This is a genomic window from Aeromonas sp. R9-2, assembly GCF_040908025.1.
Classification (GTDB): Bacteria; Pseudomonadota; Gammaproteobacteria; order Enterobacterales; family Aeromonadaceae; genus Aeromonas; species Aeromonas veronii.
Genome location: NZ_JBFOCX010000035.1, coordinates 201,347 through 213,547, shown reverse-complemented (window position 1 = coordinate 213,547; position 12,201 = coordinate 201,347). Strand labels below are relative to the sequence as shown.

General features: G+C 62.3%; 13 protein-coding genes. 4 read left to right on the top strand and 9 right to left on the bottom strand.

Annotation, left to right across the window (positions count from 1 at the left end; genetic code table 11):
* Nucleotides 1-19 precede the first annotated feature (19 nt).
* Together AB5Y71_RS20835 and metB are read right to left on the bottom strand one after the other, a co-directional pair.
* Entirely contained in the window at nt 20-2,476 is a 2,457-nt protein-coding gene (locus AB5Y71_RS20835; RefSeq protein ID WP_368172356.1) for a bifunctional aspartate kinase/homoserine dehydrogenase II, read from the bottom strand.
* Complete coding sequence (gene metB, locus AB5Y71_RS20830) at nt 2,476-3,648, bottom strand: cystathionine gamma-synthase (RefSeq protein WP_368172355.1); 1,173 nt, start codon at nt 3,646-3,648, stop codon at nt 2,476-2,478. The genes AB5Y71_RS20835 and metB overlap by 1 nt, the downstream gene beginning before the upstream one ends.
* A gap of 205 nt (nt 3,649-3,853) precedes the next feature.
* On the opposite strand from metB, the gene metJ reads away from it, so the two are divergent.
* From metJ to AB5Y71_RS20815, 3 genes are all read left to right on the top strand, one after another.
* Nucleotides 3,854-4,177: a met regulon transcriptional regulator MetJ gene (gene metJ, locus AB5Y71_RS20825; protein ID WP_005340251.1), complete on the top strand. Its 324-nt coding sequence runs from the start codon at nt 3,854-3,856 to the stop codon at nt 4,175-4,177.
* 41 nt (nt 4,178-4,218) lie between these two features.
* Nucleotides 4,219-4,953, top strand: a complete 735-nt coding sequence (locus AB5Y71_RS20820; RefSeq protein WP_368172354.1) for a helix-turn-helix domain-containing protein — start codon at nt 4,219-4,221, stop codon at nt 4,951-4,953.
* Nucleotides 4,954-5,025: 72 nt separating this feature from the next.
* Nucleotides 5,026-5,364, top strand: coding sequence for a tRNA-binding protein (locus AB5Y71_RS20815; protein ID WP_368172353.1), 339 nt, complete (start codon nt 5,026-5,028; stop codon nt 5,362-5,364).
* A 70-nt stretch (nt 5,365-5,434) separates the two neighbouring features.
* On the opposite strand, the gene AB5Y71_RS20810 is transcribed toward AB5Y71_RS20815, so the two are convergent.
* From AB5Y71_RS20810 to nudE, 3 genes are all read right to left on the bottom strand, one after another.
* Nucleotides 5,435-6,706, bottom strand: coding sequence for an aromatic amino acid transport family protein (locus AB5Y71_RS20810; RefSeq protein WP_069530011.1), 1,272 nt, complete (start codon nt 6,704-6,706; stop codon nt 5,435-5,437).
* 437 nt (nt 6,707-7,143) lie between these two features.
* Nucleotides 7,144-7,956 (bottom strand): 3'(2'),5'-bisphosphate nucleotidase CysQ, encoded by an 813-nt coding sequence (cysQ, locus tag AB5Y71_RS20805; protein WP_005357849.1) that lies wholly within the window; start codon nt 7,954-7,956, stop codon nt 7,144-7,146.
* A gap of 37 nt (nt 7,957-7,993) precedes the next feature.
* Entirely contained in the window at nt 7,994-8,602 is a 609-nt protein-coding gene (gene nudE, locus AB5Y71_RS20800) for an ADP compounds hydrolase NudE (protein WP_368172352.1), read from the bottom strand.
* A gap of 144 nt (nt 8,603-8,746) precedes the next feature.
* On the opposite strand from nudE, the gene yrfG reads away from it, so the two are divergent.
* A complete protein-coding gene (gene yrfG / locus AB5Y71_RS20795; protein WP_368172351.1) occupies nt 8,747-9,427 on the top strand; it encodes a GMP/IMP nucleotidase in 681 nt (226 codons plus the stop codon).
* A 68-nt stretch (nt 9,428-9,495) separates the two neighbouring features.
* Here the strand turns inward: yrfG and AB5Y71_RS20790 are convergent, their stop codons facing one another.
* From AB5Y71_RS20790 to AB5Y71_RS20775, 4 genes are all read right to left on the bottom strand, one after another.
* Complete coding sequence (locus AB5Y71_RS20790) at nt 9,496-9,708, bottom strand: hypothetical protein (protein ID WP_005340264.1); 213 nt, start codon at nt 9,706-9,708, stop codon at nt 9,496-9,498.
* Nucleotides 9,709-9,871: 163 nt separating this feature from the next.
* A complete protein-coding gene (locus tag AB5Y71_RS20785) occupies nt 9,872-10,210 on the bottom strand; it encodes a DUF1294 domain-containing protein (RefSeq protein ID WP_201990726.1) in 339 nt (112 codons plus the stop codon).
* On the bottom strand, nt 10,207-10,797 hold the full coding sequence (locus AB5Y71_RS20780; RefSeq protein WP_368172350.1) for a sugar O-acetyltransferase: 591 nt from the start codon (nt 10,795-10,797) through the stop codon (nt 10,207-10,209). Before AB5Y71_RS20780 ends, AB5Y71_RS20785 begins: the two co-directional genes overlap by 4 nt.
* 86 nt (nt 10,798-10,883) lie before the next feature.
* Nucleotides 10,884-12,140, bottom strand: a complete 1,257-nt coding sequence (locus tag AB5Y71_RS20775; protein WP_368172349.1) for an MgtC/SapB family protein — start codon at nt 12,138-12,140, stop codon at nt 10,884-10,886.
* Between the last annotated feature and the right edge of the window lie 61 nt (nt 12,141-12,201).

Sequence of the window (12,201 nt, the reverse complement as noted above, 5' to 3'; positions counted from 1 at the left end):
CTCCCTTTGCACATCAGCCTTAGAGGCTGGCGCAGATTTGCCACAGATCGTACTGGATAGCGGCGGCGGTCACTTCCCGACCCGCCCCCGGCCCCTGGATCACCAGCGGGTTGGTGCGGTAGCTGTCGCTCTCGATGGCGAAGATGTTGTCGCACGGCAAGAGGTTGGCAAACGGGTGGTGGGGCTCCAGCGCCTCCAGTCCGACCCGCGCCTTGCCGTCATGCTCGAAGCGGGCCACGTAGCGCAGCACCTTACCGAGGCGCTTGGCTCCCTCGAAGGCGGTCTGGATCGGGCCATCCAGCTCTTTCAGGCGATCCATAAACTGATCGGCGGTCACCTTGCGCAGCGGAACGGGCACCAGATTCTCCAGCTCGATATCGGCGGAGTCGAGCTCGAAGCCCGCCTCCCGCGCCAGAATGAGCAGCTTGCGCCGCACATCCTGACCGGAGAGATCTTCGCGGGGATCCGGTTCGGTCAGACCGTGCTGCCACGCCTCGTCCACCAGCTCGGAGAAGGGGCGGGTGCCGTCATACTGCTGGAACAGCCAGGAGAGGGTGCCGGAGAAGATGCCGGAGACCCCCTGAATGCGGTCGCCGCTCTGGCGCAGCATCTGGATGCTGGACTGGATTGGCAGCCCGGCGCCCACGGTGGCGTTGTAGCGCCACTGCACCTGATGGTCACGGCAGGTTTGCTTGATACGTTGGTAGAACTCGCTGTCGGCGGCACCGGCAAACTTGTTGGCGGCGATGATGTGAATGCCGAGCTGGGCAAAATCCGGATAGTAGCGGCTCACCGTTTCGCTGGCGGTCATGTCCAGCGCAATCAGCGCATCGAAGCCGTGCTGCTCAAGCTGGGAGAGCAGCTCCGGCCAGATCAGCGGTTTGGGATTGAAGTTGTCCTGTACCTTGAGGGGGTTGAGCCCCTCTTCATCCAGCAGACCCCCTTCCGAGCTGAACACCCCGTAGAGGGTGAGCGCCAGATTGAGTTCATGTTCCAGCCGTGCCTTTTCGCGGGCGTAGAGGCTCAGCCAGTGGCCGCCGATATTGCCCTTGCCGAACACCACCAGTCCAACCCGGGTTGGGCGGCTGAAGAGGGCGCTGTGCAGGGCGATGAGCAGCGGCTCCAGCACTACCTGACGCAGCACGGCCACCAGACTCAGGCCATCTCGGGCCACCTGGACGAACTCCAGCGGTTGATCTGCCAGCAGCTGATAGAAGCGGTGACACTGCTCCGCGTTGTCGGTGACACCGGCGCCGACCAGCGCCACCAGACTGTACCCCTCTTTCTGAATGAGGCCGGTGAAGCTCCCTTGCAGCTGGAAGTCCCGCAGCAGCTCGAAGGCGCCTTGTGCCACCTCGAGGGTGTAGGCGAGGCGCAGGATCCGGCGATCCGGCTGGCGCTGCAGGGTGAGCGGGTTGAGGCGGTGACGGGCCAGATGGGCCTCGATGGTGGCCACCGTCTGCTCATAGTTGGTCTGCGGCAGCACCTTCAGCTCGATGAGAGCGATCTGATCCACCGAGGAGACGATGCGGGCACCGCCGGAGCGGGGGGCGCGGCGCAGGATGTGGGTGCAGCCTTCGTCCGGGTTGTAGCTGCAGCGCAGGGTGAGGCGCTGACGACTGTCGGCCACAGGTTGTAGGGTACGGGAGTGCAAGACCGAGGAGCCGAGGCGGGCCAGCTCGTTGGCTTCGGCTAGGCTCAGGCGCTCCAGCAGGCGAGCCTCCTTCACCCGGCGCGGGTCGGCGCTGTAGACACCGGCCACGTCGCTCCAGATGGTGGTGGATTCGCCGTCCGCCAGCAGGGCCAACAGGCTGGCGCTGTAGTCGGATCCATTGCGACCGAGCAGCAGGGAGCGCCCCTCCATGTCGGCGGCGATAAAGCCGGTTACCACGATGCGACCGGCATGCTCCGCCAGTCGCGCCTTGAGCAGTTCGCTGGAGAGGGCGGTATCCACCTTGACCAGAGCGCCATCCTCGGCGCGCAGGAAACTGCGGGCATCGAGCCAGATAGCCTTGTCGCTGCGGCTGGTGAGCAGGGCCGCCAGCAGGCGCGCCGACCACACTTCGCCAAAAGCGAGCAGGCCGTTGCGGGCGAAGCGATCAAACTGCCCTTCAAGCGTTTTGGCGATCAGTTGCATGTCGTCGGCCAGCTGCTTGCTCAGATCAAGCTGTAGCTCGCCTTCCAGCAGGCCGTCGATCAGGCTCTGCTGATAGGCCTGCAGGGCCGAGATGGCTTCACCGGCGGCTTCGTCCCCCGCTTCGGCCAGCTCCACCAGCTGGATCAGCCGGTTGGTGGTCTTGCCGGCGGCGGAGACCACGATCAGCTCGTCGCCACCCACCTGTTGTTCAACGATGCTGGCGACCCGGCGATAACAGACCGGATCCGCCAGACTGCTGCCACCAAATTTGTGGACGTGACGCCGTTTCAATCCTGCTTCTGCTGCCACCGCGATCTCTCCTTGTTGCTGCTGTTCCATTACTTCGCTACCTGTTCTGCCTGCTGCGCCTGTTCAAAAGCCTGAGCCAGATCGGCCACCAGGTCTTCACCGTGTTCAATACCGACCGACAACCGCAGCAGCTGGGCGCTGATACCTGCTGCCTGCTGCGCGACCGGGGTCATGGCCCTGTGGGTCATGCTGGCCGGATGGGCTACCAGACTCTCTACCCCGCCGAGGGACTCGGCCACCGAGAAGAGGGTGAGGGCCGCGAGGAAGGCGCGAATGCCTGCCTCGCTGCAATCGAGTTCAAAACTTAGCATGGCGCCGAAGCCGGACTGTTGACGGCGCGCAATATCGTGGCCCGGATGGCTCGGCAGACTGGGGTGATAGATACGTTTCACCAGCGGCTGCTGTTGCAGGAAGGCGAGGATGCGGTCGGTATTCTCCTGATGGGTGCGCAATCTGGGGGCCAGAGTGCGCAGACCGCGCAGGGTGAGGTAGGAGTCGAACGCCCCGGAGGTGAGCCCCAGACAGTTGGCCCACCACACCAGCGACTCGGCCAGTGCCGCCTTTTTGGCAATCGCCACCCCGCCCACCACGTCGGAGTGGCCGTTGATGTACTTGGTGGTGGAGTGCACCACCACGTCGGCACCGAGGGCCAGCGGTTGTTGCAGCAAGGGGGAGAGGAAGGTGTTGTCCACCACCACCTGCGCACCCACCTCGTGGGCGGCGCTGGCAATGGTGCTGATATCCACCACCCGCAGCAGCGGGTTGGAGGGGGTCTCGACCCATACCAGCGCAGGCTTTTGCGCCAGTGCGGCGGCCAGTGCGGCCTCGTCACCCTGATCGACAAACTGCACCCGGTAGTGGCCCTTGGCCGCCAGATACTCAAACAGACGCCAGGTGCCGCCGTAGCAGTCGTGGGGGGCGAGCAGCAGATCCCCCGCCTTGAGCAGTGCTGTGGTGACCAGATGGACGGCCCCCATGCCGGTGCCGGTAACCACGGCGCCAGCGCCCCCTTCCAACGCCGCCAGCGCGTCCGCCAGATTGGTGCGGGTCGGATTGCCGGAGCGGGCATAATCGTATTGACGGGGCTCGCCAAAGTCGGCAAAGGTGTAGTTGCTGGAGAGGTAGATGGGGGGCACCACGGCACCGTGTTGCTGGTCTGTCTCAATCCCGGTGCGAACCGCCAGGGTGGCCTTGTGGGTCATATCACTCTCCTTGATGTCTCTTTACACGCCGGCATCTTGCTGCCACGCGCCATCCCGCCATTGCGGGCTCATGGACAACCACACTACGCCAGCTTAAAAAAGCCGTCAACACTTCTAGACGTCTAAATGGCTTTGCTGTTGGATTGCCATTAATTTCCTTAAGGGTTAAAATCCGCGCTCACGGCTAAATGAGAACAGGTGAGTCATGGGAACAGAGTGGAACGGCGACTACGTCAGCCCCTACGCGGAACACGGTAAGAAGAGCGAACAGGTCAAGAAGATTACCGTCTCGATCCCGCTCAAGGTGTTGAAAGTGTTGACCGATGAGCGCACCCGCCGTCAGGTGAACAACCTGCGTCATGCGACCAACAGCGAGCTGCTCTGTGAAGCCTTCCTGCACGCTTTCACCGGCCAGCCGCTCCCTTGCGACGAAGACTTGCGCAAGGATCAACCGGACAGTGTCCCGGCCGAAGCGCGCGCCATCATGGAAGCGCTGGGCAAAGAGATCGAAGATTTCGACAAGGAATAACCCCCAATGACGCGGCCCTGGCCGCGTCATTGCTATCTACCATGTCCCGCTTCAGCCTGCGCCACTATCACCATCACGTTTGCAGCCATAGTCACGACTTTGCCCAGCTGGTGATCCCCCTCGACGGCCCCCTCGAGATCGATGTGCAGGGCCGGGGGCGCCGGCTTGCCCCCGGTTCTGCCTGCGTCATCGCCCCCGGCGAGCGGCACGACTACGCCGCCGATCCCGCGCTTTCGTTTCTGGTGCAAGAGAGCGACTGGCTGCCCGGAGATCTGGCAGTCCGCCCCTTTATCGAGCTGGATGAACCCCAGCGTCACTACCTCGCTTTTCTGCACCGCATGGTGGCCGAGGGGCGGCAGGTGGCGGGCATGGAGCAGGTGTGGCTCTTCCTGCTGGCGGAAGGGCAGGGGATGCAGAACGCAGCCACGCCGCGTCTTGCCGCCCGCATCCTCAAGGTGCAACGCCATATCGAGGCCAACCTCGCCGCCCCGCTGACCAATCAGCAACTCGCCGCCATTGCCTGCCTTGGCCAGAGCCAGTTCAAGCTCGCATTTCGCCAGCAGTTGGGGGTGAGCGTCTCCCACTACATTCGCAGTCGACGCATGGCGCTGGCGCGTATCCTGCTTGCCGGCACGCAACTGCCCGTTGGCGAGATTGCCAGCCGCTGCGGTTACCAGAATCAGGGGGCGTTCAGCGAGCGCTTCCTGGCCGAGACCGGGCTCACTCCGTCCCTCTGGTGCCAGCAAAACGGCCACCTGCCGCAACGAAACGGCTGATCGCCGAAGACAGGGTTCTCTCTTTGGGCCATGCTGCGGGTCATGCAAGGTGCACGATAAACAGGAGCCGAAATGGAGACGATTAGCTGGCAGGATTTCGAGATGGTGGAGCTGAGGGTGGGCACCCTGGTGCGGGTCGAGCCGTTCCCCGAGGCGCGCAAACCGGCCTTCAAGGTGTGGGCGGATTTTGGCCCTGAACTGGGGATTCGCAAGAGCAGTGCCCAGATCACCGCCCTCTACCAGCCAGAGCAGCTGGTGGGCCGCCAGATCATCGCCGTAGTCAACTTCCCGACCAAGCAGATCGGCCCGTTTCAGTCGGAGTTTCTGCTGACCGGTTTCTACCGGCCGGATGGCGCCGTAGTGATGGCTATCCCCGAGCAAGCGGTGGAGAACGGCGCCAGGCTGGGCTGAGTTCACACCCGAACAGAGACAAGAGAGGCGACCCAAGGTCGCCTCTCTTTTTGTTTTCTGTTGCGAGTCGTTACTTCAACAGGCTGAAGATCAGCGCCGATACCGCCAGCGAACCGGTCAGCAGGATAAAGCCGTTGGTCCAGCCGTGACGGAAGCGGGCCAGCGCCTCCACCTTGTAGATGGCAATCACCGGCATGATGAACAGGATCATGGCGATGACCGGGCCGGAGAGGGTTTCCATCAGGCCCAGAATGCCCGGGTTGATGACGGCTGCACCCCAGATAGAGAAGAACATCAGGGCGATGCCGACTTTGTCCGCCTTGGCCAGCGGCAGGCCGGTGGGCTTGGCGATCAGGCTTTTGAGGCTTTCGCGGGCACCGAGGAAGTGGCCGAGGAAGGAGGAGCTGATGGCGATAAAGGCGATGAGCGGCCCCAGAGTCACGATCACCGGGTTATCGGTGATGTTGGCGAGATAGGAGAGCACAGAGACGTTCTGGGCCTTGGCTTCAGCCAGCTGGGCTGGCGACAGGCTCAGCACGCAGGAGAAGACGAAGAACAGCACGAAGCCCACCAGCATCACTGTGGTGTTGCGCAGGATCAGGCCGCTCTTGGCTTCTGCCTGCTCGCCATATTCACGACGCTGCACGTTGGCAAAGCCGGAGATGGCTGCGGCGTGGCTGAAGGCGAACACGGTGACCGGCAGCGCCAGCCAGACGGTGTTGAGGAAGCTGACCCCTTCAAACGCGGCCACTTCCGGCCATTGCCACTGAGGGATCAGGTAGCAGGAGAGCGCCGCCAGAATGGCCGCCAGCGGATAGACCATAAAGGCGAAGGCGCGCAGCATCGCTTTCTCACCCGCCAGCATCACAGCGATCATGGCGAATACCAGTACGCCGGAGAGCATCACCCGATCCGGGGTCGCCATGCCGAGCTGGTTGACCATAAAGCTTTCCACCGTGTTGGTCAGCCCGACCCCGTAGATGAGCAGGATCGGGAAGATGGAGAGGAAGTAGAGCGCCGAGATGAGGCGACCGGCCATTTTGCCGAAATGCTCCTCTGCCACTTCGGTGAAGTCGGCGTGGGGGCGTGACGAGGAGAGCACGAAGCGCGCCAGCCCGCGGTGGGCGAGGAAGGTCATGGGGCCTGCCAGTACCGCGACGATAACGAGGGGCCAGATGCCGCCCAGACCCAGATTGATGGGCAGGAACAGGATGCCGGCGCCAACGGCGGTGCCAAACAGGCTGATAACCCAGTGGGTGTCGTGACGGCGCCAGCGGGTGGTGCTGGCAGTGGTGGAGCAGGAACCGGATAGCTCCTTGGTAGCCTCTACAGATAAACTCATTACTAATTCACTTTTTGTTAGTGTTTTAATCTGAGTTCATTGTGGTTTATCGGGATTTAATTCTCAAAAGGCGAGACTGAAACATATCACTGCCATTGCGGGGTTTAGCCAGCGAGATTGGGAATGGAATCTGGATCACAGAATGCAACAAAACTGACAATGGTCATTTTTGTGAAATATAAAACCAAAATTTGATCTTCACTCGTTTTTTTATTTTGGCTAATCAGGTGTTTTCAGAATTACGTGAAAAATCGCACCATTTCTCGCCGACCGATTGTGATGTTTCACTATCATTTTGCCGCTTTGCCAGCGTATCACGCTGTTCAAGAGCGCCTTGACCAGCGGATCACTCCGGTCATCACCCGGGGCAACTTCCCTGAAAAAGCAGGCGGCTATCGGGCCGCCTGCTTGTCTGGTGTGATGATATCGCTATCCGTCTAGTGGGCCAGAATGTTGCCCCAGGCGAGATCCGGATCCCCCATCACGATAAAGTCAGGGTTTTCCAGCGACTCGGTTTCGTTGTAACTGAGTGGCTGCAACGCCAGGCTGAGGATGCGGCCACCGGCCGCCTCGACGATGCACTGGGCGGCGGCGGTGTCCCACTCGCCGGTGGGGCCGAGCCGCACGTAGCAATCTGCCGCACCTTCCGCCACCAGACAGGATTTGAGGGAGCTGGAACCAAGCGGGATCAGCTCGTAGTTGATGGCCGGGTTGAGGCGGCGGGTGAGGTTCTCCAGCTTCTGGCGGCGGCTGATGGCTACTACCAGCGAGTCGGGCTGGTCATGCTCGTGATGCATGGCGCTGATGGGCAGTACCTCGCCATTCACCTCCTTGAAGGCGCCGTAGCCGCGCACCGCCCAGTAAAGCACGTTGGACTCGGGAGCGTAGATGACCCCGAGCACCGGCACATTGTCCCGCACCAGGGCGATCAGGGTGGCAAAGTCGCCGCTGCCCGCGATAAATTCGCCAGTGCCGTCGAGGGGGTCCACCAGCCAGTACTGCCGCCAGTTGGAGCGCTGGCTGAAGGGGATGTCGGCTGCCTCTTCGGTCAGCACCGGCACATGGGGGGTGAGCGCCGATAGCGCCTGTTTGAGGTAGGCATCGGCAGCAAGATCGGCACTGGTGACCGGGGTCGCATCCTCCTTCAGCTGACGCTCGAACTGACCGCCGTGATAGATGTCGTGAAGGATCCTTCCGGCTTCGCGGGCAATCTCCTTGACCCCCGGCACCCAGGCCAACAACTCCTGCATCTCGTTATCCTCTGTCTGTTAACTGCCCGTCTGCGGGCTATTCTGCCTGCTCCGCCAGCCACTTCTGGGCCAGGAGCAGGGCACTGATGCTGCGCGACTCGGTGAAGTCGGGTCGCGCCAGCAATTCGTCGATCCGGTTCAGCGGCCAGGGGATCACCTCCAGTGGTTCGGGTTCATCGCCGATCCGCTGTTCGGGGAAGAGATCCCGGGCCAGCAGGATATCCATCCGGCTGGAGAAGTAACCGGGCGCTAGCGACACCTGCTTGAGCAAGGTCAGGCTGTTGGCGCCAAAGCCCGCCTCTTCCATCAATTCCCGGTTACCCGCCTCGAAGGCATCTTCGCCCGGGTCGATCAGCCCCTTGGGAAAGCCCAGCTCGTAGGAGTGGGTGCCGGCGGCATATTCGCGCACCAGCAGCAGGGTGTGGGCATCGAACAGCGGCACCACCATGACGGCGCCACGATTGCCGCCGCGCATCCGCTCGTAGACCCGCTCTTCGCCATTGGAGAATTTGAGGTGTAGCGATTCCACCTTGAACAGTCGGCTCTCGGCGACGATATCGGCCTTGAGGATCTCCGGCTTGCTCTTGGGGTGATCCAGTTGGTCGGCTGAGATGTGCTCGGGTTTGCTCTTGTTGGGGTCGCTCATCGGACGCTGGCTGCTCGTTAAAAAATCGTGCTTCAAGAGTAAACGACTCCCACACCGAACACCACGGGGCAGGGAGGGGAAAGGGAGAGGAAAAATCCGTTATACTGCCGCCCCGTTTTCCGAGATCCGCGATCAAGAGGCCCGATGCCACACTCCCGCTCCACCACCTTGCCCTGGCACCAGATTGATACCGTCTTGCTCGATATGGATGGCACCCTGATCGATCTGCATTTTGACAACCACCTCTGGCAGCAGCTGGTGCCGGAGCGTTACGCCGAGCGACTCGGGCTGCCGCTGGATGAAGCAAAGGCGCAGATCGATGTCCATTATCACGCCGTCAACGGCACCCTCAACTGGTACTGCGTGGATTACTGGAGCGAGACCCTGGGGCTCGATATTCGTGCCCTCAAGCAGGAGCTGCTGGCGAAGATCCAGTGGCGTCCCCACGCCATCCCCTTTCTGGCCGCGCTGCGCGCCGCGGGCAAGCAGCTGGTGCTTTTCACCAATGCCCACCCCGCCAGTCTGTCGGTGAAGGATGCGCAGCTGGGACTAAGCAACCATCTGGATCTGATGGTGAGTACCCACGAACTGGGTTGGTCGAAGGAGAGCCAGCACTGCTGGCAGGCACTGGCCGAGCGGCTGGCGTTCGATCCGGCCCGCACCCTGTTTGTGGATGACAGCGAGCGGATCCTGCGGGCTGCCGCCGACTATGGTATCGGCTATCAGCTGGCGATCCAGAATCCGGATAGCTGCAAGCCGGAGCAGAGCATCACCGCTTTTCCGGCGATCCGCGACTATGCCGAGTTGCTGCCGCTGGCAATCTGAGTCTGCTGAAACGAGAGAGGGCTGCATCGTGCAGCCCTCTCAGTATCTGAAACCTGGCGGTGAAAAAATCACAACTCCCGAAACGGGCGCCGTTTCTCTTCCTCAATGACGATCGCCTCCAGATTGGCGATCCGCTCCTGCAATTCTCTGATGATCATATCCTGTTTGCCGAGGCGGTCGGTGATGCGGGCATCCCCCATCTGATAGCGGGCCCGCTTGCCGAGATATCCGAACAATACGCTGATAAATACGATCAGGACTATGCCTGTCCACATGGTCATGTCACGACTCCTTGTCGTCTATAAACGGCGAAAACGCTGATGGATCCGTTCTGTTTTCTCATAGCCGCCAATTGGCCGCAATGGGGCCCGTTTCGCCTTTGTGATGCAGTTGGCTATTGCTGCCAGAGCGGGCGGCCAAGCCACCACCTTGTTACCCGGGTGGCTATTGCTGCCAGAGAGGGCGGCCAAGCCAGAGGGCCCACAGGGTGAGGTGCAGCAGCACGATAAACCAGAAGACCAGCCGGTAGCTGCGCTTCTGGGTCTTGTGGCGCAGCCACTGGCGGGCAACCAGCGCCCCCGGCCAGCCGCCGCACAGCTCCAGCAGATGGAGCCTCGATTCGGGCATGCGCCACTCACCCCGTACCGCCTGCCGCTTGTCCCAGGCGTAGGCAGCTACCGTGAGCAGGCTCATGAAGAGCAACACGGCCAGCGGCCACCACTGCTGGCCGTCGAGGCCGAGCCAGAGGGCGGCGCCCAGTGGCAGCAGCGCCAGCGCCATCATTGGGCCAGCTCCCAGCAGCGCTCCTCGTCCTGCTTGAGGGTGCGGATCACCTTGGCCGGATTGCCCACCGCCACCGAGTCGGCCGGGATGTCGCGAGTGACCACTGCGCCCGCGCCAATGATGGAGCGCGGCCCTATGGTGACGCCGGGGCAGATGATGGCACCGCCGCCAATCCAGCAGTCGTCACCGATCCGCACCGGCTTGTTGTAGGCGGTCCAGTTGCGTCGCTCCAGATAGTTCATGGTGTGGGTGGCGGTGTAGATCTGCACGTTGGGGGCCAGCAGCACATGGCTGCCGATGTGCACTTCGCCCACGTCGAGAATGGTGACGTTGAAGTTGAAGAAGGTCTTCTCGCCGATATGGATGTTGCGGCCGAATTCGCAGGTAAACGGCGTGCTGATCCAGCAGGAGTCGGGGCAGTGGCCAAAGAGCTCGCGGCAGATCTGCTGGCGCAGAGGGGCATCGCCTGCCGATGAACCATTGAGCTTGGCCAGCAGCGCCTGACCGCGGATCCGGTCGTTGGCTATCTCCTCGCTCTGACTATCCAGTGCCCCACCTGCCAGTACCTTGTCCCAGTCGCTCGCCATTGCTACCTCCCCATGCTGCAAGAGCAGGCAGTATACGTGACTGTCAGGGGCGCCGTCAGTCTGTCACTTGTTGCAGGTGATCCCCGTCAACATGTGGGCCAGACGAGGGGCAGGATCAGCAGGGCCGAGACGAAGTAGGGGAGCAGCACCCGCAGCCCCAGACTGCGACCACCGATGCCGAGGGCCAGCAACCCCTTCACCAGCGAGTTGATCAAACCGGCGAGCAGGATGCCGCGGGCAGCCACCTCCAGCGCCAGCTCCTTGTGGGAGAGCTGGGAGAGCGACAAGGTGATGGCGTCCACGTCGGTGATCCCCGAGACCAGCGACAGCAGATAAACCCCCGAGTTGCCTACCTTGTCTTGCAGCAGGGTGGCCATAAAGCCGATCAGCGCCAGCAGCAGGCCGAACTTGATGGCGGTGGCCAGATCGAGCGGGTTGCTGGTTTCCGGCTGTACCGGGCCGTCGGTCAGCTCCTCGCGCTGGCGCCAGAACCAGAAGGCAAAGCCGTAGACTGTGGTGGCCAGCAGCAACAGGGGGGCGACGAGGCGCATCGCCAGTTCGCTGTGAATGAGCAGCACCAGCAGCCGCAACCACATGGTGGCCCCCGCCAGCAGGATGCCGGTGGCCAGCAGCCGTTCCAGCCCCCCCTGCTCCTTGTTGAGACGGGCGAACTGCAGGGTAAGGGCGGTGGAGGAGGCCAATCCCGCCAGTATGCTGGTGAGCACCAGCCCGGCGCGGGTGCCGAGCAGTCGCACCGCGAAGTGGCCACAAAACGAGATGCCGGCGATCACCACCACCATCAGCCAGATCTTGAAGGGGTTAAAGGCATCGAGGGGGCCCATCTCCTCGTTGGGCAGCACCGGCAGCAGCACCAGCGAGATGAGCAGAAAACGCAGGGTGGCGTGGAATTCGGTTTCGCTCAGAAACAGCATCCCCTGCTGGATCTGTCCCTTCAAGCCCATCAACAGGGCGGCCAGCACGGCGCAGGCGACCGCCTCGCTCGGGCTCAGCAGTACCGACATCAGCCCCAGTAGATAGGTGAGCAGCATGGCTACCGAGCTGGTGAGACCGAACTCCCCTTGCCAGCGTTGGGCCAGCCAGACCGAGAGGCCGCAGCCGATCACCACCGCCAGCAGGCCGAGCAGTGGCAGCCAGGGGCCCAGAGTCGGCAGCAGCAAACCGCAGACCCCGCCAAGCAGGCCGATAAGGCCGTAGGTACGCATCCCGGCGATGCGCTGGTTATCCCCCAGCTGGCGCACCTGCCAGCCCCGCTCCAGTCCGATAATCAGGCCGATGGCCAGCGAGACCAGGGCTCCGTTGACCGGTTCTGCATTGATCCACATAACAACTTCCTTTTCGTCATCTGCCTGCCTTGTTCCCATGATGGCACAGCGCTTGAGGTCA